Source organism: Candidatus Lernaella stagnicola (genome assembly GCA_030765525.1).
GTDB classification, from domain to species: domain Bacteria; phylum Lernaellota; class Lernaellaia; order Lernaellales; family Lernaellaceae; genus Lernaella; species Lernaella stagnicola.
Genome location: JAVCCK010000042.1, coordinates 54,296 through 77,942 on the forward strand (window position 1 = coordinate 54,296; position 23,647 = coordinate 77,942).

The 23,647-nt window shown below is 57.4% G+C and carries 24 protein-coding genes; 7 read left to right on the top strand and 17 right to left on the bottom strand.

Translation table 11 applies throughout. The features are described 5' to 3' along the window. Nucleotides 1-53: 53 nt before the first annotated feature. The 6 genes from P9L99_19845 to P9L99_19870 all read right to left on the bottom strand — a co-directional run bounded on the left by P9L99_19845 (nucleotide 54) and on the right by P9L99_19870 (nucleotide 4,115). Nucleotides 54-947, bottom strand: a complete 894-nt coding sequence (locus P9L99_19845; GenBank protein ID MDP8225622.1) for a phage capsid protein — start codon at nucleotides 945-947, stop codon at nucleotides 54-56. A 2-nt stretch (nucleotides 948-949) separates the two neighbouring features. Then, the gene (locus P9L99_19850; protein ID MDP8225623.1) at nucleotides 950-1,579 is read right to left on the bottom strand and encodes a hypothetical protein; all 630 of its coding nucleotides are present in this window, start codon (nucleotides 1,577-1,579) and stop codon (nucleotides 950-952) included. 152 nt (nucleotides 1,580-1,731) lie between these two features. Next, the gene (locus P9L99_19855; protein ID MDP8225624.1) at nucleotides 1,732-2,877 is read right to left on the bottom strand and encodes a terminase family protein; all 1,146 of its coding nucleotides are present in this window, start codon (nucleotides 2,875-2,877) and stop codon (nucleotides 1,732-1,734) included. A gap of 75 nt (nucleotides 2,878-2,952) precedes the next feature. Beyond that, on the bottom strand, nucleotides 2,953-3,321 hold the full coding sequence (locus tag P9L99_19860; protein ID MDP8225625.1) for a hypothetical protein: 369 nt from the start codon (nucleotides 3,319-3,321) through the stop codon (nucleotides 2,953-2,955). Then, nucleotides 3,296-3,751, bottom strand: a complete 456-nt coding sequence (locus P9L99_19865) for a hypothetical protein (protein ID MDP8225626.1) — start codon at nucleotides 3,749-3,751, stop codon at nucleotides 3,296-3,298. The genes P9L99_19860 and P9L99_19865 overlap by 26 nt, the downstream gene beginning before the upstream one ends. Beyond that, entirely contained in the window at nucleotides 3,735-4,115 is a 381-nt protein-coding gene (locus P9L99_19870; GenBank protein ID MDP8225627.1) for a hypothetical protein, read from the bottom strand. The genes P9L99_19865 and P9L99_19870 overlap by 17 nt, the downstream gene beginning before the upstream one ends. A gap of 534 nt (nucleotides 4,116-4,649) precedes the next feature. Here P9L99_19870 and P9L99_19875 point away from each other — a divergent pair. After that, a complete protein-coding gene (locus P9L99_19875) occupies nucleotides 4,650-5,039 on the top strand; it encodes a S24 family peptidase (GenBank protein MDP8225628.1) in 390 nt (129 codons plus the stop codon). On the opposite strand, the gene P9L99_19880 is transcribed toward P9L99_19875, so the two are convergent. The 3 genes from P9L99_19880 to P9L99_19890 all read right to left on the bottom strand — a co-directional run bounded on the left by P9L99_19880 (nucleotide 5,036) and on the right by P9L99_19890 (nucleotide 8,403). After that, nucleotides 5,036-6,532: an alpha-amylase family glycosyl hydrolase gene (locus P9L99_19880; GenBank protein MDP8225629.1), complete on the bottom strand. Its 1,497-nt coding sequence runs from the start codon at nucleotides 6,530-6,532 to the stop codon at nucleotides 5,036-5,038. The genes P9L99_19875 and P9L99_19880 overlap by 4 nt on opposite strands. Before the next feature lie 63 nt (nucleotides 6,533-6,595). Next, a complete protein-coding gene (locus P9L99_19885) occupies nucleotides 6,596-7,594 on the bottom strand; it encodes a DUF6263 family protein (GenBank protein MDP8225630.1) in 999 nt (332 codons plus the stop codon). Between the two features lie 152 nt (nucleotides 7,595-7,746). After that, complete coding sequence (locus tag P9L99_19890) at nucleotides 7,747-8,403, bottom strand: hypothetical protein (protein ID MDP8225631.1); 657 nt, start codon at nucleotides 8,401-8,403, stop codon at nucleotides 7,747-7,749. 121 nt (nucleotides 8,404-8,524) lie between these two features. On the opposite strand from P9L99_19890, the gene P9L99_19895 reads away from it, so the two are divergent. Beyond that, nucleotides 8,525-9,157 carry an L-2-amino-thiazoline-4-carboxylic acid hydrolase gene (locus P9L99_19895; GenBank protein ID MDP8225632.1) on the top strand — a complete coding sequence of 211 codons (633 nt, stop codon included), beginning with the start codon at nucleotides 8,525-8,527 and terminating at the stop codon, nucleotides 9,155-9,157. Nucleotides 9,158-9,181: 24 nt separating this feature from the next. Here P9L99_19895 and P9L99_19900 read toward each other — a convergent pair whose 3' ends face one another. The 5 genes from P9L99_19900 to P9L99_19920 all read right to left on the bottom strand — a co-directional run bounded on the left by P9L99_19900 (nucleotide 9,182) and on the right by P9L99_19920 (nucleotide 15,382). Further along, nucleotides 9,182-11,014 carry a hypothetical protein gene (locus tag P9L99_19900; GenBank protein ID MDP8225633.1) on the bottom strand — a complete coding sequence of 611 codons (1,833 nt, stop codon included), beginning with the start codon at nucleotides 11,012-11,014 and terminating at the stop codon, nucleotides 9,182-9,184. Between the two features lie 206 nt (nucleotides 11,015-11,220). Continuing rightward, the gene (locus tag P9L99_19905; GenBank protein MDP8225634.1) at nucleotides 11,221-12,120 is read right to left on the bottom strand and encodes a hypothetical protein; all 900 of its coding nucleotides are present in this window, start codon (nucleotides 12,118-12,120) and stop codon (nucleotides 11,221-11,223) included. A 340-nt stretch (nucleotides 12,121-12,460) separates the two neighbouring features. Beyond that, nucleotides 12,461-13,447, bottom strand: coding sequence for a hypothetical protein (locus tag P9L99_19910; GenBank protein ID MDP8225635.1), 987 nt, complete (start codon nucleotides 13,445-13,447; stop codon nucleotides 12,461-12,463). Next, nucleotides 13,444-14,883 carry an RtcB family protein gene (locus P9L99_19915; protein MDP8225636.1) on the bottom strand — a complete coding sequence of 480 codons (1,440 nt, stop codon included), beginning with the start codon at nucleotides 14,881-14,883 and terminating at the stop codon, nucleotides 13,444-13,446. The genes P9L99_19910 and P9L99_19915 overlap by 4 nt, the downstream gene beginning before the upstream one ends. A gap of 58 nt (nucleotides 14,884-14,941) precedes the next feature. Continuing rightward, entirely contained in the window at nucleotides 14,942-15,382 is a 441-nt protein-coding gene (locus tag P9L99_19920; protein ID MDP8225637.1) for a thioesterase family protein, read from the bottom strand. A 227-nt stretch (nucleotides 15,383-15,609) separates the two neighbouring features. Between P9L99_19920 and P9L99_19925 the strand changes: the two genes are divergently transcribed. The 4 genes from P9L99_19925 to P9L99_19940 are packed head-to-tail and all read left to right on the top strand — an operon-like array spanning nucleotide 15,610 to nucleotide 18,460. Beyond that, complete coding sequence (locus P9L99_19925; GenBank protein ID MDP8225638.1) at nucleotides 15,610-16,110, top strand: DivIVA domain-containing protein; 501 nt, start codon at nucleotides 15,610-15,612, stop codon at nucleotides 16,108-16,110. Beyond that, nucleotides 16,111-16,401, top strand: coding sequence for a DUF167 domain-containing protein (locus P9L99_19930; GenBank protein MDP8225639.1), 291 nt, complete (start codon nucleotides 16,111-16,113; stop codon nucleotides 16,399-16,401). A 2-nt stretch (nucleotides 16,402-16,403) separates the two neighbouring features. Further along, nucleotides 16,404-17,378, top strand: coding sequence for a hypothetical protein (locus P9L99_19935; protein MDP8225640.1), 975 nt, complete (start codon nucleotides 16,404-16,406; stop codon nucleotides 17,376-17,378). Next, entirely contained in the window at nucleotides 17,360-18,460 is a 1,101-nt protein-coding gene (locus P9L99_19940) for an SGNH/GDSL hydrolase family protein (GenBank protein ID MDP8225641.1), read from the top strand. Before P9L99_19935 ends, P9L99_19940 begins: the two co-directional genes overlap by 19 nt. A 5-nt stretch (nucleotides 18,461-18,465) precedes the next feature. Here the strand turns inward: P9L99_19940 and P9L99_19945 are convergent, their stop codons facing one another. Next, on the bottom strand, nucleotides 18,466-19,926 hold the full coding sequence (locus tag P9L99_19945) for a hypothetical protein (protein ID MDP8225642.1): 1,461 nt from the start codon (nucleotides 19,924-19,926) through the stop codon (nucleotides 18,466-18,468). Nucleotides 19,927-20,340: 414 nt separating this feature from the next. On the opposite strand from P9L99_19945, the gene P9L99_19950 reads away from it, so the two are divergent. After that, nucleotides 20,341-20,583: a hypothetical protein gene (locus tag P9L99_19950; protein ID MDP8225643.1), complete on the top strand. Its 243-nt coding sequence runs from the start codon at nucleotides 20,341-20,343 to the stop codon at nucleotides 20,581-20,583. A gap of 56 nt (nucleotides 20,584-20,639) precedes the next feature. Here the strand turns inward: P9L99_19950 and leuS are convergent, their stop codons facing one another. Beyond that, nucleotides 20,640-23,060, bottom strand: a complete 2,421-nt coding sequence (gene leuS / locus P9L99_19955) for a leucine--tRNA ligase (GenBank protein ID MDP8225644.1) — start codon at nucleotides 23,058-23,060, stop codon at nucleotides 20,640-20,642. 305 nt (nucleotides 23,061-23,365) lie between these two features. Continuing rightward, nucleotides 23,366-23,641, bottom strand: coding sequence for a hypothetical protein (locus P9L99_19960; GenBank protein MDP8225645.1), 276 nt, complete (start codon nucleotides 23,639-23,641; stop codon nucleotides 23,366-23,368). Nucleotides 23,642-23,647 lie beyond the last annotated feature (6 nt).

Here is a 23,647-nt window from a genome sequence, read left to right on the forward strand (position 1 = left end):
GGCGGCACGGCGCAATGCCGCACCGCCCCGGCTGGGGGTGGGAGTGAGACAAGTTAGGAGACTTGGATATCGACGACGCCGTAGTTGTTCGTGCCGTCGTGAGGAGCCGAGATCCAGCCGTAGTAGATCGTCGCCGTAACCTGCGCATGCACGAAACGACCGTCCGAACCCGCCAATTTCGTCGTGATCGGCTGCGGGTCCGCCCAGGCGACCGCTTCGCGATGCAGCAACAGACAATGCGTCACGTCGCTGCCGCTGACGCTCGTCGTGCGCAGACTCGTCGACATATACACCGGCACGCCGAAAATGCTGCCCAACACGCCGGTCGTCATCGCCTGGCTGCCCGTGAAGTCAGCCGAACTGAACTGGTCGGTCGCTCGAATCGCCGCATACAATTTCGGATTGAGCACGAACGCCCTGCCCTCCTGCGGCAGATCCTGGTCGTCGAAATACCGCACCGCCGTATTGAGCGCGTCGATGATGTCGGCGTCGGACTTGGCGTCCAAACCCGTCAAATCCACCGCCGAATGGGCCGAACTGGAGTAGATTTGCGCCATGTCGTAGTCCACGTACTCCGCCAGCGCGTATCCGAGCTTCGCCGTGTATTTGCCGATCAGATCCTGATTCGCAAAAACCAACAGCGGATCGGAAATCTCCACGCTTGCGTACTTCTTCCGATCAATGGCCAACTCCACGCTCGCTGCGTCGGTAAGCTGCGGATCGAACAATGCCTGTTTGGTTTCCGGAATGTCCTGCACGTCGGTTCGCTGAAGGTTCTTGAACACCGGAATCAACGCCGTATCGCCGCCCCCGGCGAACAACGGATTCCAGTTCTCAAGCAGACCGGCAATCACCAAGTTCTTTTCGTACGCGTCAATCGTTTGCGCCGACCAGATTTCCGGAACGAATTCTTCGTGCGTTGTCGTAGTCAAAGTGCCCGAGGCCATTTCTATTCCTTTCCACGTCGACCGCTGTGAAGCGCTTCATTGACCGTTCGCTTCACCGCCGGCTCAAGCTGCCGGTATTCACCGGAATTGACGACGGCGCGCGCCCATTCGAACCCACCCTTGGTTTGGGCCGGATCCGATCCACGCGCTCCCGTCCCGCCGCCCGCCGGGGCGTTACGTAGCTCGTCCGGAATGAAGTGTTGGTCCGCCAACGCCTCATCCAACGGTCGATCATTGATTGTGATGATTTCCTGATTACCGTCGTCGCCTGTGGCGATTTCGATTTTGTGCTTCTTCAGCACAGCCATGGCCACGGGGTGAAGCCTTTCAATGACCCCGGCTTTACGCAGTGCCGCCGCGATTTCGTGGTCGACCCGGTACTGCCGGAATTCCCCCGATACGTTCTCCATGTCCGCGACGTGTTTTCTCGTTTGCTCTTCAGTTTCCTGTCGCGTCTCGGCCAAGTCGCGTTCCGCTTGCTCCAGCGCCTCCCGACTTTCGGCCGTCTTTTCCGCAAGGCGCTTGGCAAACGTTCGGTTATATTCCTCTCGCAAATGAGGAAACATCTGCAGCGCTTCGCGCAAACTACCCGGTATGGAACCGGTCGATTCCGTTTGAGGCTCGTCAGCCATCCATTCACCTCAGTATTTCTGTTTAATGAATTAATTTCCCACGCCGCCCGTGGCGGCCTCGCAGACTAATTGCAGCTCGATATTTCGAATTGGAGTAGCGCAAAGAAAATGCGCCATACCGCAAAGTGTGGCTCCCATGTCATGCTGTGTTCCTACCAAAACGCCGGCTGGTGCCGGGTCGTGTGCAACGCGTAACGAAGCGCGTCGCAGGTGTGATCGTCTTCTTTTCTGGGTATCTCGCCCGTTCCGTGTTCATCCCAGCGATAGCTGGTCATTTCACGAATCGTTTCCGTGCAACGCCGATGGATGACCAAACCCACGTGCCCGTCGCGCGGAGCCAGTAGACCCGCTACCCGTTGAATTCCCGCCAACACATCATTGTTCGCCGCACGCGCCGCCAGACCCGCTTGTCGAAATGCTTGAATGCTTCCCGGCGCACTTGGGTCGCAATAGAAAATCCCTTGCCCGTATTGTTCAACCAATCGCTTCGCAATGCTTACCCACGTGCGCGAGCCGGCCCCGGCAACGAGCACGCCGCGATGCACTTCCTCGGCCGCCACGCACCAGCGCTCATCCCCGCAACAGCGTTGCATGACCAGAATCACGCCGGGATGACGAAATCCCCAGTCGACCCCGTATCGTGTTTCCACCACCGGCCCTAGATCGTCTTCCACCGCGTGAAGGCGAAGCGAAAAATCATTGTATATCTGCCCGACAAATGCGTCGAAGCTGGCTTCGTACTCCCGGCGAAAATATGGCTCCGGTAAGCGCTGTTTCGCTTTCTTCACCTCTTCAGCCATACCCTGAATCGCCGCATTGGCCACGGTCGGCCAAGTGTGGAAAGAATAATCCGCGTCACCCGCCAACGCGGGCTCGACCAAATGCCGATAAAACCAATTTCGCCCAAGCGGCGTCGTTGAAAAGATCGCCCAACCGGCGCGATCCGTCAGCCGCATCCGCAGCCCACCCAACCACGCCTCCGCCTTCACCCGCGCCGCCTCGTCCACCCACAGTCCGTCCAGCCCCTCCGCCACGAGGGTTTCAGGCCTTTCGGTTGTCTTGAAATCCACCGTGATGCCACCGCGCAGCCGCAATTCGCGATCCGCCCTGCGATAACTCTCAAGCAAAACGCCGCTCATACCGCCTAACGCTGTAAACAACTCCCGCTGTTGCACCTTTCCGATGCTGTAGGTAGGCGCAGCCGCCCAGTAATGCAGAGCGCCCCTCTTCACAACGCGGTCCCGATATATTCGGCGTAGAAACTCCCGCGCCGCCGCGTGCGTCTTTCCCGCACGCACTCCGGCTGCGATCGTCGCAAACCGCCGGCATTCCCGGTGAAACCGGGCCTGTTCGCTATGAGGTCGATACACGTTCTATTTGCTTGTTGGAAGGAAACGAGCCAAAGCGTCACGCAGCGCCTCTTCGTAATATCCCCCGGCTGCCGCACCGCCCGGCTCGCGATAGAAACCCTGTAATTCCGCCAAATCTTTCAAAATCGCCATGGAATCCCGCACGTTCCCCGCCTGCTCGGCGATCGCAAACAAGCTCGCCCTTTTCTGGATATGCCACTCAACCGTCATGTCACCCCGCGACTTGCTCGCCACTCGATTCCCAAAGCGACGCAAGTATCGTAGCGCTTGCCGGCGGCTGATGCCCCACTCGTCGACGCATCGCTCGATCGCCACCTCGCGCCCGCACCCTTCCGAAAGCCACTGTTCAACTCGTTCCAGTCGACTTGCCAATTGTCGCTTCGTAATTCGGGGGTTTTTCTCGCTTCGGTTTTTGTTCATTGCCTACCCTCGTCACCTCGGTTTTCGTCCGTCCGTTTCTACCGCCAAAACGCTTTACGTAGTATGCGGGGATCAGGGTCCGCAAATGTTCGACGTCCTTGCCTTGCCCCGTCAGCTCTTTCAATATTTTGAACCAAGCGCGATAATAGATGAATTGAACTTGTTGATATGACATTCCTAATTTTCGCCCGATTTCCCCAAAACTCGCTTGCGGAACAATGCCTAATTCCTTTTCCAGTTCGCTCCTTATACGCGACATACTTTTAACCTCATCACACAAAAAAGCCCGCAACCTCTGAGGCTTTTGCGAGCTTGACGTTGTTATATCACAATAATCCCGCTTATACAACACAGCGCCAAATATTTTACGTACGATTTGCATCGATACGACGTATCCTCCACAAATGATTGATGATTTTCGCCTCAATTTTCGACACCCACCGATAGGCCGCACTTTTCCCGACCCGTCGCGCCCTCTGGACAATGTCGATCGCGCCGCCTTCCCGCACAAATGAGTAGTAAACATGACGCTCCCGCTCACCCGGCAGTACGTATTCAACGACGCGTCCGATCTCCAGGATTCGCGCCAGCCGTGCCTCCTTGCGCCCCTTCTCTCCGTATCCACCGCGATTTGTAGTTCCACTGCTTAAGTAATGCTCCATTTTTGCGGCCGACGAACGCGGCAACTCGCCGTTTTCCGCCAACGTTACGTATTGTTCCACCCATTTCCTGATGTCGTGGCCCATATTTCCTCCACTCCTAACGCTTGAACCACTTTCGATTGAAGCGAGTTCGCGCTTTCCATCGCGCCTCGCATTCTCACCGCTCGTCTCAGGACAGCGCCGATACTCCTCGACTTGTCGAACCCACATGACCGTTGTACAGTTTCGAATGCGATCGCCGCCCGAGGATTTGCACCGGACACAGCATCGCATTATATTACGAGGGCGTCAAGAATAATCGTAGAATAATTTATTCTCGGCGGAAAGGGCTTTCTCTTGTTCGCTAAGCGAATTCGCGAAATCAGAGACCGTTTCTTCGACGGCAACAACGTTCGCTTCGCCGAAACAATCGGTGCCAAAGAGGCCAGCGTCCGGAGTTGGATCACCGGCCGCTCTGTTCCGGGAGGATTATATCTCGCACAAATATGCGTAATATTGAATGTATCGCCTGCTTGGTTGCTCACAGGCCGAGGCCAGGTTGTCGCCGATCCCTTGCCGATCCCCGATCTTAAAATCGTCGCTCGCGCGTCATCCGCCCTCAAGCAGACGCAACGGCTCTTGCGCGCTGTTCCAATTCTCAGTGACCCCGCCGCCGCGGGCGATCCACGCAACATAAATGATAACGACATCGAAGATTTCGCCGTGATTTACGACCATTGGCACGGCCGCGAACAACGTGCCTTACGCATCAAAGGCGAATCGATGTCGCCCCTACTTCACGACGGCGACATTGTCGGAATCGATATTTCGCTTTCCAACGATCCGCGAGAACTTAACGGCCGCATAGTCTCCGCCCGCTGTGCCGACGGCGTCGTGATCAAGCGACTTACTCTCTCCGGCAGCCATGTCGTATTACTTTCCGAGAATCCGGATTTCCCGCCGCTGGTCTTCGACGTCCAACATGACGCCATTATCGGACCCGTCATATGGGCTTGGCACAAATTTTAATCGCCGCCTGCTCCCGCTTCAAGCAAGTGATATCCCCACGGTCGTAATATGACATAAAGTCCTTCCTCTGCCATCTCGCGGGGCGAACGCTCGTACTCGTTGGCATCGGCCCGGTCCATGATTTTTACTTTATCACCATTACAGAGATTCCATATCACACGCGCGTGGCGTTCCGCGTCCGAGAAGTTGACAACTACCAGAAACCGCCTCGCGTTCACTTTCCACTCATGGGCAACAATATGCAAAAACCCCTCGTCGCCCGCCCAAGCCGGTTCACGACGACATTGCGCCCATTCCCCTCCTCGCAATCCCGTGTCGGTCAACCAAGTCAAAAAACGCGAATAGAATTCTTTCAACTCCTCATCAAGAATTTCCTGCGGACGCCTTCGCAGTTGCACCGGCAAACGTACTTGCGCCCCCTCCATTTGCCCCTCATGTAACAACACGCTGCCGGGAATTGTTAGAGCGATCACGGCCGCGGCTTGGTGCTTCGACGAGTCGAAAATACCGGCGACTCGTTTTTCGTCATGGTTTTCCAAAAAGCGAAGTGATTTATTTTGATATGATATATCTGCCCATAAATGCTGCACTATGCGGTCGGAGTCGCCGTGAATGATTCGATCATAGAATTCCTTGTCATACGTCGCCGCAAAGCCGAGTTCCTGAAGTCGGTGCTCCATACCCCAGTACGCTTCTGCGAGAAAAAAGAACTCCTCGCAATCCTCACGTACTTCCCGGATTACTTCATCCCAATATTCTTTGACCGGCGCATCGTGCCAAGCCGCACCTAACCTGCTACTCCACGTCCTCTCCATGACGTCGCTCAATGCCAGCATCGCCATATCGCAACGAACGCCGTCGCTGATCTCGGAAATACTTCGCAACGTTTCCACCATCGCCGCTCGGAGTCCCGGGTGCCGCAAATCCAACTGGGCGGTATCGGTCCACGGGGGGAAATACGGGTCGCGTCCGAAAAACACGTGTACCGCCTCACCGCGGTATTGAATCGCGAAGGTTTCTCCCGGGATCTCGGCCGCCGCCCTCATGTAGTATTCGGGGTATTCCAATACCCACCGATGATCGCGCGCCGTGTGATTCGGCACAAAATCGAGTATCAACCCGATGTCGCGGGCCAGAAGCCGCTCTCGCAAGACCTTGAGCGCTTCTCTACCGCCAAGTTCCGCGGCCACTTCATACGCTTGCACGGCGAACGGTGAGCCGATCACATCCGCCGGCGTAAAATCGGGCAGTGCCTGGCGATACTCGGTTTGGAGGTCCGGATGCTCCGCGGCAATACGCTTCCCTACCGAACCTGTCTGCCAAACACCCATCAGCCAAAGGAAATCGACGCCGAGATTGGCGACGCGATCCAATTCTTCTTCCGGGATTTCAGCTAGCGAGATTCTCCGACCGGCTCCCGCCGCAAGTTCGGCAAGCCACACGCGGGCGTTGACTTCAAACACGATGGCATTTGATTTCCAGTGTTTCGTCATGTTGTCCGATTCTACCGCGCGACGCTCCGTTGCCCGCGCCGGGCCCGACCGGCCTGTCAGGTTCTATTGGCTTTTCCGCTCGCCCTTTTTTAAGGTGAAAACCTGATGAATCTTCACGTGCAGCGGCATTCCGCCCGCAAGTAGCGCCGCCCACGGGTCCTGTGCTCCACCCATTTGCGCTTTCGTTTTCTCGTCCATGTTGTCGAAGTTGATCATCATGCGCCCGTCCATCTCTCCAGTGCCCTCCAGGTGCATCACCATGCCGGTTCGCAAATCCATCGACGCTTCGTAGGTCTCCAACCCCTTCATTTCCATGGTCAACTTCATTCCCAGGAATTCCATCGTAGACCCGCCTTCCAACGGGACAATTTCACTCCGGCCGTTCAACTTTGCCATGTTCTTCTCGACCTGGCTCAGCGTAATCGTGTGGTTCGCCCGATGCGGGAAACCGGCCTTCACGTCAAACGTCTTGGCCCAGGATTCACCAACGCGAACGGCTTGATCCGGATACACCGACATCGACGGCAACATCATGTCGCGCAACGTTTCATCCGACATCACCTTCCGCATTTCCTTTGCAAGCATCGCTCGCGAGGCAGGATCTTGACCGGGAATCGCGTCCACCAGCACGTCGACCATGCGGTCCCCACCTTCCACGCGCACGACTTCGCCGTTTGAGCGCAAGACGACCGTAAAGGTAAATCCTTTCAGCGCTTCGAATATTTTGTCCGCCGCGTTATCCTGCACGTTGTTGTCCATCTCGGGCATTCTCGTCGTCGAGCTCATCGACGCATCGTCGAACGTGTACTCCACCTCTGCCTCCCCGCCCGCCACCGATTTGACTCGCAACGTGACTAGAAACTCACTCGTTCGGCTTTGCTCGATCGTCATGCCCATCATCGTCATCGTGATGTTCTGCACCTGCGTAACGCTTCCGTGAAAAGCCTGGCCTTCTTTCAAGTCCAAGCGCGGCTGAATTGTTCCATCGCTTCTCATGCCCACCGACGCGCAACCGGCAACCCACACGACAACAAAGGCAACGACGACAAACCATTTCTTCATTGAATTCCTCCCGCGCCGCTCGCAACTATGGCGGCGCACAAACTATCGGATCCGTAACATTCGAGGTTTCAATCGGTAGACAAACAAACCGCCGAAAAGGATCCGGCCTTTACGAATAAATCGCCTTACCGGCCATCGTTTCCTTCGGTCGGTTATGGGGCCGGCACTACCGGTGCAGCCGGTTGCGGCGCCCTTTTGTCCTGCGGCCTGTCCGCGGCCGGCGGCTTGCCCAGGTTAAGAAGCTGACCGATATCCGGATCGACCATCCACGTATCAGCGTCCTCGTACCAATACCAATATTGACGAATCAGGGGCGAGCGCACGCTCGAAGACGGCGCCACGTTCAAATTGACAAATCGCACCAACACCAATCCGTACCAAACTTTGGGGACATGTTTTCGCTTTACCGCGTCAGCCGCTTTTTGCTTCTCTTTGTCCGGAACCTGTAAACTCACCGGCGTCTCGGGGCGATCGCCGCCCGGCTCCGGGGCCGCCACCTCTCCCGGCATATAAGGAAAAGATTTCGCACTCACCGCGGCATAAGTAACCTTGTAGCTTTCCATATGAACCCGCGCATAAACCTGCTCGGCCGCCATCATAAACTCAGGCTGCCGCTCCGGAATGACCATTTGCACGGCTTCGTCGTAATACCGCCAGGCGACCATGCGATTGAAATCGAGCGCCGCCTTCATCAGTTCCTCTTGCAGGTTCTCCTGCTTTCGCAGGATCCGGTTTTCGGCGTGACAGGAAAACAGAAAAAACAACGCCAGCACCAGCGTTAGCGAAAACAGACGTCGTCCCTGCAACATAGAAAACCTCTTCTTTCGGTGATCGAAACCTGCTGCTATAAAGCCACAACCAACCGCCGACCGCAACTGAAGAACCTGATTCCTTCTAGACCTCGTAGTCGCGTCCGTGTAGGCTGCCGCCATGTCGTTCTGGAAAGACCAACTCCGTTTCGAACTAAGAAACACACCGCGAAGCCTACGCTTGCTGGCTCGCAGACTCGGCCTCGTCCAGACGCTCGCCGTCACCGCCGAACTCGCGGCTCATCAAGCGATCGGCCGGCCGTGGCGCGGTTATCCACCACCAACAAGCAAGAAGGAAAAAGCCAGCCGCAAGCAAGCGGGACCCGCCATCCTTCTTTATCAAATCCTCAAACGGCGCTTCGGCGACTATGAGGCTCTCGACATAACCGGCGAAATCGTCACGGCGGGCGCTGTCGAGTTTCTATCCATCGTAGTTCCCGTCGTGCGACCGGAAGACTACGAAAACGTCCCCCAAGCCGAGCAGCTTCGACGACTCACCGAAGTCGCCGACCGCTTCCCCAACGGTGACATTGCGCCGCCCCATATCGAGGCGGACCTTTCCTTTGGATACGACGTCGTTCGTTGCCACTTTCCCGAGTTATTCAAAATGCTCGGCGTGCCGGAACTCGCGCCCTTGTTTTGCCGGGGCGACAAAATCTTCTTCGACCGCCATCAACCGTACCTGGAGATGCGGCGGACCACGACCATCGCCGAAGGCGGCGAGGTATGCGATTTTCGGTTTTTCTGGAAATAAGAAACAAATGACTTTGGCTTCGAGTTATTTCTCCGAGGCATTCGCTTTGGGCGGCGGCGTTTCACCTTTACGCTTCGCGGCCATACGTTCGTCGAATTCTTTGTCGGCGGCCCGCTCCCTTTCGAGAAATTCCTTGACGGCCTTATCACGCTCGCCATGTTTCTCGCCGGTGCGGATTTCATGCAGCAGTATCTTGGCGAAACGGTTTTTCTCTTCGAGTTGCAGCACGCGCTGCAGTGCTTCGATGGCCTGTTTCGTCTTGCGTTCGTGTTTGTACATCAAGCCAAGACAAAGATTGGTGATAGGCGAATTCGGCGACATGGCCAGCCCGCGTCTGATCATCTGACGGGCTCGTTCGGCTCCGCGCACATCCCGCAGATGATCGCGAATGAAATACGCCAGCCCGAGCTCGGCCCAATACTCGCCGTCCTTTTCGTAGACCTCCAACGCGGATTCCAATTCAATGATCGCTTGCGGCAGATCCTCCTTCGTGAACAAGTAGCTCTCGCCCTTTTGCCGTAAAATGTCCGCGCCGAATTCAATGAAATCCGGGTCGAATATCTTGTACCGATATGCGCGGCGACTTGCCTGTTCCTTCAGAAAATCGTACGCCTTGGCGATGTGCCCTCTGAATTGCCGATGGAGCTGCTCCTCCAAACCTTGGCTGTTGCGAATGGCCGCATCGACTTCCGCGATTCGCCGCTCGTGAACCTCCCGCACTTTCGCGTCGTTCGCGGTCCAATGGACACTCAAAACTTCGAACATCGTTCCTTGTTCGATGATTTTCAGGTCTTCCGTCAACTGTTGGATCCGTATCATCACCCGATCTTCGCGGCTTTCTTTGAAGAACCCGACCAGACCCAGTAAGTAAAGCGACCAAACCATCCGTTTCGTCTGTTCCGGTTTCAAATTCGTGACGATCATCACGCGTTTTAGGGGCGCGTCTCGCTCGGCCACGATGGTGTAGAACTTCTCGAGCCCTTCCCCGAATTCAAAATCTCCGACCCTGAAGTTCGGCCGCTCGACAACACCGAGAAACAAATCCATCCGCTCGCGGAGTTCCTCGTCAATCCATTCGATGGGATAGCGTTTCCAAATAAGGTTGAACATCAAGCGCGGAAAATCGATGTGAATACGCGCGACCTTTCCCGGCAGGCCCGTCGTCGGCCGGAAAACATACGTCCCCTCCGACCACGCGAACAAATCCGTCAATTTCACCTCAACCTGGATTCGCAACATCTCGCCGAGCCGCTTATCACGAATCGCGCCCATCTCCACCAATTCCACACCTTGTAAACGACCCGAGTGCTTGGCGCGCCGTAATGATTCGACCACATCATGCTGTTCCAGAAGACCCGCTCGCTGGATTACGCGACCTAAACACTCGCCCGGTATGAACGGAGATGACGACACATTCACCAAGTCGCCATCCTCAAAGAATAAAGTCTTGTGCTGTTGTTCCGGACCGTGAAGGCGCAAGACACCCGTACGCTTCCGCGTATAAAAGTCCAGCATTAACGGAAAGAAACCGGCCAACGTCCACTCGCCGCGCTCTTCCGCACCGGCCGCCGCCGTAACTTCAGCCTCGCGACCCGTGGCTTTTTTCGTGGCGGGTCCGGTTGGATCCTCATCCGGAGTATCGGCAACCTCCGAGCCTTCGGCCGTCGGCTCGTCGTCTTGTTCCCTTTCGCCCGCCTCGTGTATCAATTGTCGTTTGATCGAAGCGTCGGCGAACAGGATCAGGTCGCTCTGCACCAATTTTGTAAGGATTCGCTCGAGTTCCAGGCGCTCAATGCGGCATGCCGACATGAGTTCCTTGAGCGAAATCAAGCCGTTGACGCGGGACAGAACAAACACGTCCCTCTCATTCAAAGCCACCGGCAAGTTCGTAAAATCAACTCGTGTATTTAGGGTGGGAACGTGTTCCCAAAACGAAGCACTAAGCATTGCATCCCTATCGCGTGAGTTGTAACTTCGTTCGAACCGGGTAAATTACCCGCGTGGCCGGTCGGATCCAGAAGAGCCGCGCCACGTCACGAATCGAAACGTAAACAGTTCACCGGCTACGGCGCGTAATAATCAAGTTCCGGTCGAAGCATCTCGGCCGTCGCTTTGTTACCCAGGGAATTGGTCATCGATCCAACGATTCGTACGCCGCCGTCCTTGACTTTCCCCTCGAACAGCACCGTTCGATCATCGTCTGGATCGAGGCTACCCAACCGCAAGCTCATCGCGTCCTTAACCATTCGGCCGTTGAACGTGACCTGGCCGTCACCCATCACGGGCTTCAACACGTGCGGTTCGTCAATACGATCCAATGAGGTCAACGACTCATACAATTTACACGTGAAAATGCCCCTCAAGTCTCCGCCGCCAAGCTCCTGAAATTGCGTTGTACACGTGACTTCCCTGCCTTCGTCATCTGAAAAAACGGCCGTGTATTCGCCGTCCAGCGCGACATCTTTGGGCATATACATAAACCCGACAATCAGAACGACGAAAAACAGAAGAATCAGTGGCAGAGTCCGCGTTAGCAGATACTTGTTACGAGCCCGCGTATTCGCGTACTCATTTTGCGTCGTCGCGTAACTGCTTGCCGGTTTTTCCGGGGCGAGTTCCTCGAGTTGTTCGACAATGGCGTCCGTATCCATGCCGTCGGACGAGCCGTCATCGTCCGTGTCTTTCTCGTCTCCGTATTGTCGAGCCGAAACTTCCAACGCGCTGGAGCTAACCGAGCCCATTTTCTCGCCGCGTTGGTAGGCTGATACATCGTCGCTGGGGTCCATCAGGACGTTGGCCATTGTCCCAACCTCCACGTCTCCCCCGGCTGGTGCTTCTTTCGAACGGCCCTCGTGTTGGGCGTCCGGCGGCACTTTTCCCGTGTCGATTTCGTACCGCTGCGTGGGACGCGGCCCGGCATCGAATTCCTCGAACGCTGATTCCATTTCCTGAGTGCGATCCAATTTCGCCGCGAGGCGTCCCTCGCCCCGACGGCGCTTCTGTTTTGGACGGCTCGCCGCGTGGCGCTTGAAAGCCACTGATAGACCGCACTGTGGACACGCACCCTCAGATACTGATGTTTCCGCTCCGCAGCGCGGACACCGCAAAATTCTCTCGGTCATCGAGGAAGCCTTTTCTCTATGTTGTCCGCCTACTTACAATCCAGTGACCCGATATTCCCCCGCAAAACGAGCCTAATTCCCTGTTGCGCCGCATTATGCGTCAATATCGCCGGACGTTCAATAGTCAGCCCGCGTGCAAAACCCGACGTAAGCCGGACCACCCTGCGGCCGGCCGATTTCCCTAGTTCGGCCCCGATTTCTCGCTATTCGGCCCTATCTTCTTCCCGCTAATCGAATCTTGTCTGCCGCGCCACAGCCAACCTTCACTGACTTGACAGTTTTCCCCGTCACACCGCGTCGCATGGAATGAAATCATTGCCGTCGGTAAATTGTTCTGCCAAGCGTATCCCGTTTCCACCGCCTCGTATTCTCCGGATCCGTACCGTTTCTGCAGGTCAAAAAGTCGCGCCTTGATCTCCGCCTCACTCCACGAGCGCAAATACAAAAAAGCGACTGCCGCCAAGCCCCACTCACTATCGAAACCCAAAATACATTCCCGGTGTTTATCGTCCTGCCGCCACCGCCGCCCTTCCAGACCGGCGAAGAAATCCGTTTCCTCGCCCGGATCATCCCAAAGCTGCCGCACGTTATATTCATTCATCCCGAATCGAAGACCCTCAATCTTCAGTTCCGCCGCCGCCTTCTTCCGCCAGCGCCCCCGCGATTCGTCCATCGCGCCAAACGCAACTCGATCCACATACGTCGCGATGATTTCGTTTCCTTCTTGCTTCAGAAAGATCTTCGTGGGTTCGGCATCGTATTCCAGGAAAAGTGTCTCGCCTCGTGACAGGTCGGCCGCTAAATCGTAACCGCGATCGAATCGTTCTTTGAACCCGAACGCCTCATCCAAGGAGCCCGCGCGATGAACTCGCACCCGTAGCAAACGATCTTCCCAAAAAGTCATCGTCAGATGCGTCGCCCCGCGCGTGAGCCATTTCGGTTTGGTCTCGCGCCCCCGAAAAGGAGATTCCACGATCCAGTTCTGCCCGCGCGGCGTGTCGTAGCCCAAAAGACGCGCTTGGTCTCCCGGATACACGCTTCGCAACTGGTCCAGCCCCATGCCCATTTTGATCGGGCCGAGTTCAAACGCCTCCCCCTGGCCGGGAAGCCGTTGGCAGCCCACCAAAAACACGAAGAACAAAACGATGAAAAATACCCGTCGATTCATCCTTTGATCACCACCAGAGGTTTTAATCTAGCCACTTTTCGAGCCAATCCCGCCCCCTCGACTACGTCCACGACGCTTGCCACATCCTTGTATGCCGCCGGCATCTCTTCGGCCAACGTTTTTCGTTTCTGCGCCCGCACGATGATACCGTCGGCCGCCAATTCCTCATCGATCAGCCGGTTCTTGGCCTGCTTCGTGGCCGCCGTGCGCGACAACAGCCGACCCGCACCGTGGCACGCGCTACCGAAAGTCTCCGCCATCGCTGCCGGTTCTCCCACAAGAACCCAACTCTCCCGGCCCATGTCGCCGGGCACCAACACGGGTTGTCCGACCGAGCGATAGCGCGACGGTACGTCACGATGGCCCGCCGGATACGCCCGCGTGGCTCCCTTCCGGTGAACGACAAGTCGACGCTGTTTTCCGTCAACCTCATGTTTCTCAATTTTCGCGATATTGTGCGCCACGTCGTATATCGTTCGCATCTGCACTTCCCGCGGCGCCACAGCCAGGGCCGCCAACAACGCCCGCTCGACCAACGCCATCAACACGTGGCGGTTGGCGAATGCGAAATTCGCGGCAGCCGCCATCGCCCCGAGATAGCGCTGTCCCGCCGCGCTCGTTACATGCGCGCACGCCAGTTGGCGATCCGGCAACTCTAACTTGTTTTTCTGGACGTAACGCGCCATCACCGACAGAAAATCATCGCACACTTGGTGGCCCAGCCCGCGACTGCCGCTGTGTACCATGAACGTCAACTGTCCGCGCCGAAGCCCGAACGCGTCGGCCGCTTGGCGGTCAAACACTTCGTCCACCACGCCGACCTCGCAGAAATGGTTGCCGCTTCCCAACGTGCCAAGCTGTCCTTTGCCGCGTTTGAGCGCCGTATCGCTCACCTCGTCCGGATTAGCGCCCGGCAGACAACCTTCGCTTTCCAGCCGTTCCAGATCGCCGGCATCACCGTATCCCTCGCGCGCCGCCCAGGCAGCGCCCTCCGCCAAGACACGTCGCAGATTCGCCGTCGTCAAGCGAACTTCTCCGCCACGCCCCAACCCGGCGGGAATCGTGGCAAACAGTGAATCGGCGATACGCTCGATGTCCCGTCCTTCCAGATCCTGAACGTCCAACGCACTCGCCGCCAAACGCACCCCGCAGTTGATGTCGTAGCCCACGCCGCCCGGCGAGACGACGCCTTCGTCATAGTCGAAAGCCGCCACGCCGCCGATCGGAAAACCGTACCCCCAATGAATATCCGGCATCGCCAAACTGGCGCTCACGATGCCCGGCAAATGAGCCACGTTGCGCACTTGCGTGGCGGCATTATCCTTCTCGAGTATGGCTTCAAGAACCGCGTCGGCGTAAATCCGCCCCGGCACCCGCATGCCGCCTTCCCGCGGCAATTCGAGCCGGAAGGGGTCGATTCGCCTCCAACGCGTCATCCTTTTCTCCTCGATGCCCTGTTGCCGAGCGCGGCAACGTGCCCTCGATCACCGCCGGTTACTTCGCCTCTTCCCCGTATGTGCGATCTTCCGCGACCGCCCGCAGCGACTCCAAAAACTCCTTCGGCGGGCGTTTGACCGAGCCGTCCCGCCGCGTGAAAGCGTGCCGCGTATAGCCGCGAACACACAATTCCCCCGATTCGTGCCGGATCTGATACTCGAAGCGAATCGAGGCCGATCGCACCCAACTGCGACTCAACCAGCATTCCACGCTCAGCAATTCATCGAAGGTCGCCGGTCGTTTGTGCTCAAAATGCATCTCCACGACCACGATCAGATGCTCTTCCTCTCGAAACATCGCCAGCGGCGGAATCGAAAACTCCCGGAACCACTCCGCGCGCGCCATGTCCATCATGCGCAGGTAATTCGCGTGATAAACGACACCCAAGGCGTCGGTGTCGCCGAAAATGACACGATACGGAGCTTTGAGAACCGCCATCAAGCACCTCCAACACGAAACGAGTGCCAAGTGTAGCAAGCTCGGTCGAAACTTCACAAGCAGCGATAATTTTCGCGCCCCGCCGCATCGCACGTTCGCCGGTGTTTTTCGCGATCGAACGTCTCAACTTTCCCCGTCTCAACGATTCGTTCGATTTTGTTTGCATACAGCGTCGTTTTTGTTAGAATTTCCCCACAAACTCATGTCGCATGCGAGGGAGTGAGCCGATGAGAATTACGCCACTGGACATCAAGCAGCAACCGTTCAAGAGAGTGCGTAGCCGCTATGATGCGGGCGAAGTCGATTCCTTCTTGAATATGGTCGCGCTTGAAATGGAAGGTTTGCTGCGCAATCACGAAACGCTGAAAGACGAATTGCGCCGCACAAAGGCTCGGCTCGACGAACTGACCGAAAACGAGAAAATCCTCAAAGATGCGATCATCTCAACCCAAAAGTCGGCGGAGACCATCCTCGAAAACGCGAGGCAGAAACGCGAAATCATCATCGCCGAGGCCAAGCTGGATGCCGAAACCCTCGTGCGCAACGCTCACGAACAGGTTAAAAAGCTGACCGAAGACGTCACCGAATTGCGGCGGCAACGCGCCCGCGTCGAGGCCGAGTTAAGCGCCATCCTCCACGCGCATATCAAAATGCTCGAGGCGACGTGCGAGGAGGCCGACCGGCACGACGAAGAGGCCGACAAAGTGGCCATCCTGTCAAAAAAATAAGTGGCTCTCACGCTCAAAAGCAGCAAAGAAGGCGTCCTGCTCGAGCTACGGGTTTCTCCGAAAGCAAGCGCCGACCGCCTCGGACCGATTCATGCCGACCGGCTGAAAGTTGCCGTCACCTCCCCGCCCGACAAAGGCAAGGCCAACGCGCATGTCGTAAAACTCCTCGCCAAAAAGCTCGGCATCGCCAAACACCAAGTGCGGGTCATCGCCGGGCACACCGACCGCTCCAAAACCGTCGTGATCGAGGGCTTGTCCGCCGGGCAGGTGCGCGCCAAACTCGGCCTATGAAAATGCCGGCGCTCGTCATCATCCTCATCGCGCTTATTCTGCCGACCACAAGTTACGCCGCTGTCGAATGGATGCGTTACGACAGCGCTCATTTCGGCGTCTTCTTCCCCCGCAATGAAGTCCAATCCGCCACCGCTTTCGCTGCCTCGGCGGAACCATTTCGCCGCTCCGTGATCGGCGCGCTCGGCAAAGACTTCGACGCCGAAATCCTGGTCTACCTTGCACCCGATCGCGAAACCTACGAATCGTTGCAACCGGGACGCAACGTCCCAAAGTGGTCCGTGGGCGTCGCCTATCCCCACAAGCAAACGATCTACATGTTCTCCCCGTCCGGCGCGTTGCGCGAAGGTTTGCACGGCAACCTCGCCCAAACCTTTCTTCACGAGATGTCGCACGTCGCCCTTTTCGAGGTGCTGAATCGCCGTCACCCGCCCAAATGGCTAACCGAGGGCGTGGCCCAAATGGTCGCCCAGCAGTGGTCCTCGACCGACTCCGTACGCCTGACCGTCGCCCTCATTTTCGACGGCCTGATTCCACTAAAAGAACTCACGCGTCGTTGGCCCAGCGGGGAAAGCCGCGCGAAACTCGCCTACGCCGAATCCCTCTCCTTCGTCATTTTTCTCAAAAAGAAGGGTTGGCTGACCCCGGTACTCGACGAACTAGCCGCCGGCGAGTCAAGCACGCGCGCCCTGCGCAACGCCACCGGTCTGTCGCTGTCCCAACTCGAAAAACGTTGGCGCAAATTCCTGGAACGAGAACAATCCTGGCTTAGCCTGCTGAATCACGGCTGCATATTCGGCGCGATGTCCTTGTTGGCGGTGTTCAGTTGGTTCGTGTTCCGCCTCCGCCAGCGACGCCGCTACGAAACACTCGACGACGACCCGTACCCGAATCGCGACCGCCGCATGGAGGAACCGAAAAAACTGCGGAAGTTCCGCGTCGTCAAAAAGGATGACCGATGGCACGGCCGGCATTGACCGAAACCTCGCCACCCACTTTTTTTAGAAAGCGCCGACGCGAAATCTTTGCCTTGCTCGCCACGTTCCTCTTTCTCGTCGCCGCCGAAACCGTCGTGCGACTCACCAATCTCGTCGGTCGCCCGACCACCAACCTGCCCGGCATGGCCGCCAACCTCGAACAATCGATCCTCGACGACCCGGAGTTGTTCTGGCGCTTCAAGCCCAGCCAGGCCATGGATGGTGACCGCCGCGTGTACCACATCAACGCCCTCGGCTTGCGCGACCGCGAAGTCGCCGTGCCGAAACCCGCCGGCGTCTACCGCATCCTTTCCCTCGGCGAATCGACCACGTTCGGCGCGGGCGTCGCCTTGCCCGAGACCTACACCAAGGTCGCCGAACACCTGCTTCGCCAACGCTTCCCAACCCGCAACATTGAAACCGTCAACGCCGGGGTCGGCGCTTACACATCGTTCCAGTGCGTCAAATACCTTGAGCTCGAAGGCAAGAAACTTGAGCCCGATATGATTTGGCTTTTCTCCGAGGCCAACGACGGCTTGGCGAGCTTCGTACGCAACTACAAAAACCTGGAGCACGGCTTCGGCTATACCGACCGCGAACTGCATGAGACGCGCAACCGCTACGCCGGCCTGCTTTCGCTGCTTAATCACAGCGACCTGTACAAACTCCTGCGCCGCCTGCAAACCATCCAAACCGTGCAGTCCTACAAACAATACGTCGCGGGCGACCAACGGGAATCCGCCGCCGTGTATTGGAAGCCGCGCGTCCCGCCCGCCGATCGTCGGGACAATCTTTTGCGTTTCGTCACACTCTCCGGCGACCTCGGCGCCGTGCCGGTCTTCCTCCTGCCCGCTTATTTCAACAGCCGGCCCGCCGCCGACCGCCCCTTGCGCGGCATCGCGGAAGATACCAACACGCCGCTCATCGACCTGCCCGCGGCGGTGCATGCTTCGGGACGCTTCGGCGAGAGTTGGTACAGCCAAGAAGAACTCGGCGGCCATCCCAATGCGTTGGGGCACCGCCTGATGGGCGAAGCCATCGCGGCCGACATGATTTCGTTCTATGAAAAGAAGGGGTGGTAGCTTCGTTAGTTCCCTGGCTCTTGACCGGGCGGCGGGTGCCCCTGGCCGAGGTTTTCGCTTTCCGATTCCGACGCCTTGCGCATCTTTTGCCACATGTCGCTGGCCCACCGCCGTTTATCGTCCTCGTTTTTGATTTTATAGAGATTGACCAGCATCTCGTAAAACTTCAGCCGCCGTGTGGGAAGGGCGTTCTCGTCCTCCGCTTGCTGCAACAAATAGCGCTCCGCTTCTTCGAATTTCTGCAATTTGATCAGCGTCCGTCCCTTGCGAAGCATCTCGTTTTCATCGCGCGGATTTTGCTCCAAGTAGCGATCCAGCCACGTGGCCACCCGGTGATAGTCCGGCAATCGTTCCAGTGAATCCACGACCTGCAAAATGTCGATGTTGTCTCGATAGTCCGGGCCGCGATCCCACAGAATCTCCGCCGCGAGCGCTTGGTCGACCAACTGCAGACGGTCGGCGACCACCGGCGGAATCTCACCCGCAATCCGCGCGCCCATATCCTTCCACAGCATCCGGTACTTCATCCATTCACGGTCGCGAAAATAGAGCTGCGACAACGCCGCCAAACCGGTCGCGGCCACAAAAGGATGATCCGGATGCTCGCGCACCAGCCGCGCCAACGCTGCCTCCGCACGGTCCGGCGCGCGCTGCTGATAGAACACGTACATGATCAAATTGAGTTCGCCGTTTCGAACGGCCTCGGTATTGGGACGCCGCTGTTCCAACGCCAACAACGCCGCTTCCGCTTCGTCGTCGAGACCTGCCGCCATCATCAAGTGGATGCGCTGCAAATGATCCCGGTCCCCTGCACCGCCTACCCGCAACGCCCCGCGCCAGGCGTCTTCAATCGCGTCAAGCAACGAGTCATCGGCCAGACGAAACAATCCTTGCGCCGGCTGAATTGCTGAACCGACCAGCGCCCCGTCCGGTAAGATCATCACCCCGTCATGCTTTGCGCCCTTCCGCCATAACGTGATCACGGGTCGCCCCGATCCCAAACGGTCGCGGCGTTGCACGGCTGCATTCGCATCGTCGGTCAGCGCCGTCCCGTTCAGTTGATTAACGATCGCCCCCGGCAGTTCCAGGCGGTAAGGCGGCTCAGAGCCCGCAAAAAGAAAAACCGCATGTACCTGCCAATTCTCGGCGTCGGCAATCCGAAGTTGCCTGCCGTCGTCCACCGCAATCGCCGGATCAATCTTCTCACGTTGCCCGGCCGCCGGCTGCGCACTCCGTGCAGCCACCTCACGAATAAGCGGATTCCGATGCGTTACGAAATCCTTCCCGGTTCCGCGAGCCGCAATATCGAGCGCCGTCTGCCACACCGCGGAATCATCACGCCACGCCGGTATGCCCTGCACGTCTATCACCCGAACCGACGGATCCGCCTCCGTTGCCGTATCCCCACTGCGACGCGCATCGCTCCCGCACGCCATCGTGCCGATGACGGCCAGCCAAACAACCATGGTGATGAATCGCCTCATTCTCTTCGGACGATAGCGGCCCGCTGCCGGATCGTCAACGAACGCCGCCCTGATAGGCGAGATCGAAAATCCGCGAATAAGGGAACACGTTGAGAGAATTCCGGCGCCGTTGATCGCCTCCCGCTCGCCGGAAACTTGCGGTTCGGCCCGCGCCCGAAAGAAAAGCACTTGAAGTATTGTTGTTACTAGTTATATATTAACATAGATGAAGCATGAACAAGAACAGCACAGCCTGGAAAAGTGTCCGCTTCACCCGGACCACATGAAACGTCTGTATTGCCGCCGCTTCGGGATCGCGATTTGCGATCACCCGGAATGCGCCAGATGCGTGCAGCCCTATTCGATGTGTAAATATCGGAAATCATGTGAGATTTGGGCACAACAGGGAAAATCAAAATGAGAAAATGGCTCCTGCCGTTGATCGGCGTTTTGTTCGGTGCGGCCGGCGGGTACGCGTACTTCCACTTTTTTGGATGCGCCAACGGATGCCCGATGAAGTCCAGCGGCCCCTTCATGACGATATACGGGGCGGTTCTCGGGCTTTTCACGTTGCAGACGATTGGTGAAATCGTCACGAAAGTTAGAACCGGCAAAAAATTGGAGAGAGCTGGAGATCCTAAAGAAAACAACGCGCAATAAAACGACGACGTCTCAAGCTACGATACGGGGCGCACATTTGTGCGCCCCGTTTTACTTCATCCCTTTACGACGATATTCAGCAGTTTCTTAGGCACAAAGATCCTTTTGACGACCTGTTTGCCCTCGATCTGCTTCTGGACGGCCTCGATTTTCTCCGCCGCTTCCCAGGCGCCCTGCTCATCCACGTCCACCGGCAACGTCACGCGGCCGCGTAGTTTGCCGTTGACTTGAACAACGAACTCGATTTCCTCGACTCGAACATGTTCTTCGTCCCACTTCGGCCAGCCGCCGCTGGTAATCAACGGCCCGTTGCCCAGTCGCTCGAATAGCTCGTGCGCGATGTGCGGCGCGAAGGGTTGCAGCAGCTTGAGCAGCGTTTCAATCGCTTCCCGTTTTTGCTTCTTCCATTTGTACAACTCGTTCGTCAGTTCCATCATGGCGGCAATGGCGGTGTTGTACGCGAAGTCGTCCAGGTCCTCGGTCACCTTTTTGATCGTTCGATGCACCGGCCCGAGTTCATCCTTACCCTCCAGCGGCTCGTCGGAAATTTCATGCTCGGTCGCCAACCGCCAAACGCGTTCCATGAACCGCCGCGCGCCGACAATTCCCTCACTGCGGAAATCGCCGCCCATCACGAACGGCCCCAAAAACATCAGATACGTTCGGAAGGTGTCGGTCCCGAATTCATCCAGGTACTCGTCCGGATTGATGACGTTGCCTCTCGACTTGCTCATCTTGGCGCCATCTTTGATGAGCAACCCGTGAGCTTGGAACTTCTTGAACGGTTCCTCGAAATCGATCAGCCCCATGTCCTTGAACGCCATCGTGATGAAACGCGTGTACATCAGGTGCAATACCGCGTGCTCGTTGCCGCCGACGTACATATCGACCGGCAGCCACTTTTTCACCAAATCCCGATCGAACGCCTGCTCTTCGTCGTGAGCCGACAAATACCGGAAGAAATACCAAGCGCTGTCCAAGAAGTTGTCCATCACGTCAACGTCGCGCTTCGCCGGGCCGCCGCAGGTCGGACACGTCGTATGGACAAACTCCGGCACCGCCGCGAGCGGACTCTCGCCCAGACCAAGCGGCTTGACGTTCTCGGAATACGGGAGTTCGACCGGCAACTCGTCCTCGGGTACGGGCACAATGCCGCAATCCGGGCAGTGAACGATCGGCACCGGCGGACCCCAATAACGCTGCCGCGAAATGCACCAATCGCGCAGGCGGAAGTTCACCGTGCGCTCCCCGAATCCCTTTTCGACGCAATAGTCGGTCACCTTGTGAATCGCTTCGCGACTATCCATGCCGTCGAAAGGACCCGACTGCACCATCGTCCCCTCGAAGGGGTAGCACTGCACAAATTCGTGAATTTGGCCGTCGGAGCTGATCACTTCGATGATGGGCAAGTCGAATTGCTTCGCGAATTCGTAATCGCGTGTGTCATGTGCAGGGACGGCCATGATCGCCCCGGTGCCGTAGCCCATCAACACGTAGTCGGAAATCCAGATCGGAATTTTCTCGTTGTTGAGCGGGTTGACGGCGTACGCGCCGGTGAAACAGCCCGTCTTTTCTTGTTCCTCGGCCATGCGTTCGATTTCAGGCTTGATGATCGCGTCCTTCACGTAGGCCTTTACCGCATCGGCGTGCTCCGGCGTCGTAATGACGTCGACAAACGGATGCTCCGGCGCGAGCACCATGTACGTGGCTCCGTACAACGTGTCGGGACGCGTCGTGAACACGACCAATTCCTCTTCGTGGCCCACTAGGGGAAAGGTAATCTCCGCTCCTTCCGAGCGGCCGATCCACCGGCGCTGAGCGTTCTTGGTAACGGGCGACCAGTCAATCCATTCCAGGTTATCAAGCAGCCGCTGAGCATACGCCGTGATGCGAAAATACCATTGCGGCAAGTCTTTTTTGGTCACCGGGGAATCACAACGCTCGCAAACACCGCCGACGACCTGTTCCTCGGAGATCACCGTCATGCAACTCGGACACCAGTTGACCAACCCGGACTTCCGATACGCCAATCCGTGCTTGTGCAACTGCAGAAAAATCCACTGCGTCCACCGGTAATATTTCGGGTCGGTCGTGTTGACTTCGTGCGCCCAGTCGAACATCGCCCCAAGCCGCTTGAGTTGGTTTTCCTTGAAATTCTCCACGTTTTTCGGAATCAGGTGCCACGGGTGCGTCCCGACTTTCAACGCGTAGTTTTCCGAGTGAATCCCGAACGCGTCGAATCCCATCGGCTCGAACACTTCATACCCGCGCGCCATCATGTAACGCCCATGAATGTCGGCGCCCGTAAACGCAAAACAGTTGCCCACGTGCAAGCCCTCTGCGGACGGATACGGGAACATCATCAGGTTGTAGTAGGGATTCTCGGCCGTAGACAGATCCAAATTGTAGGTCCGTTCCTTGGCCCAACGGTCCTGCCATTTCTTTTCCACTGCGATGTGATCGTATTTCGTTTCCATCGTCTAATCCTCTGTTTCCACTGGATAGCCGGGACCCGGCCGGCAGCCCGGACGTTATAAATCGGGGTCCGCGGTCCGTCAACTGATTGCTTGTTCTTCTTAAGGGTAAATGGCCCCGCGCCGCCGTTCTAGCGAGCGGGGTTGGATAGGCCGAGGGCAAGGATGCGGCCGCGGCCGCCGGCGGTTTTATCTGCACCCACGGGTGCGGCTGAATTCCTCTGCTTAATAGGCTTCACGGTCGTCATTTCGTCCTCTTACGGCACACTATACGCATCGCGCCTACCGAGCGCAACGGATGGAATAACTCAGTTTGCCGCGCAGGTCGGGCAATAGGCGTGCTTGATATAGGTCGCATCCTCGTAGGCCACATGCACCGTGCCGTCGGCGGTGGTTTGAATGGAAGTCTGGCGACTGCCGCCGGAAGCAAACTGGATGTTGTCGGTTGAAAAATCGACGTCGCCGGCCGCGTCATCGTCGCCGGTTGTGTCGTCATCGCCGCTCGAATCGTCATCGGTAGAGTCGTCATCGGTGGCGTCATCGTCCGTGGCGTCATCGTCTAGGGCCGAATCGTCATCGCTCACGTGCTC

Excerpts from the sequence above, each read along its gene's own strand:
- P9L99_19845 (MDP8225622.1), bottom strand. The coding sequence starts at position 947 with ATGGCCTCGGGCACTTTGACTACGACAACGCACGAAGAATTCGTTCCG.
- P9L99_19850 (MDP8225623.1), bottom strand. The coding sequence starts at position 1,579 with ATGGCTGACGAGCCTCAAACGGAATCGACCGGTTCCATACCGGGTAGT.
- P9L99_19865 (MDP8225626.1), bottom strand. The coding sequence starts at position 3,751 with ATGCAAATCGTACGTAAAATATTTGGCGCTGTGTTGTATAAGCGGGAT.
- P9L99_19870 (MDP8225627.1), bottom strand. The coding sequence starts at position 4,115 with ATGGGCCACGACATCAGGAAATGGGTGGAACAATACGTAACGTTGGCG.
- P9L99_19880 (MDP8225629.1), bottom strand. The coding sequence starts at position 6,532 with ATGACGAAACACTGGAAATCAAATGCCATCGTGTTTGAAGTCAACGCC.
- P9L99_19885 (MDP8225630.1), bottom strand. The coding sequence starts at position 7,594 with ATGAAGAAATGGTTTGTCGTCGTTGCCTTTGTTGTCGTGTGGGTTGCC.
- P9L99_19890 (MDP8225631.1), bottom strand. The coding sequence starts at position 8,403 with ATGTTGCAGGGACGACGTCTGTTTTCGCTAACGCTGGTGCTGGCGTTG.
- P9L99_19895 (MDP8225632.1), top strand. The coding sequence starts at position 8,525 with ATGTCGTTCTGGAAAGACCAACTCCGTTTCGAACTAAGAAACACACCG.
- P9L99_19910 (MDP8225635.1), bottom strand. The coding sequence starts at position 13,447 with ATGAATCGACGGGTATTTTTCATCGTTTTGTTCTTCGTGTTTTTGGTG.
- P9L99_19915 (MDP8225636.1), bottom strand. The coding sequence starts at position 14,883 with ATGACGCGTTGGAGGCGAATCGACCCCTTCCGGCTCGAATTGCCGCGG.
- P9L99_19920 (MDP8225637.1), bottom strand. The coding sequence starts at position 15,382 with ATGGCGGTTCTCAAAGCTCCGTATCGTGTCATTTTCGGCGACACCGAC.
- P9L99_19925 (MDP8225638.1), top strand. The coding sequence starts at position 15,610 with ATGAGAATTACGCCACTGGACATCAAGCAGCAACCGTTCAAGAGAGTG.
- P9L99_19935 (MDP8225640.1), top strand. The coding sequence starts at position 16,404 with ATGCCGGCGCTCGTCATCATCCTCATCGCGCTTATTCTGCCGACCACA.
- P9L99_19940 (MDP8225641.1), top strand. The coding sequence starts at position 17,360 with ATGGCACGGCCGGCATTGACCGAAACCTCGCCACCCACTTTTTTTAGA.
- P9L99_19945 (MDP8225642.1), bottom strand. The coding sequence starts at position 19,926 with ATGGTTGTTTGGCTGGCCGTCATCGGCACGATGGCGTGCGGGAGCGAT.
- P9L99_19950 (MDP8225643.1), top strand. The coding sequence starts at position 20,341 with ATGAGAAAATGGCTCCTGCCGTTGATCGGCGTTTTGTTCGGTGCGGCC.
- leuS (MDP8225644.1), bottom strand. The coding sequence starts at position 23,060 with ATGGAAACGAAATACGATCACATCGCAGTGGAAAAGAAATGGCAGGAC.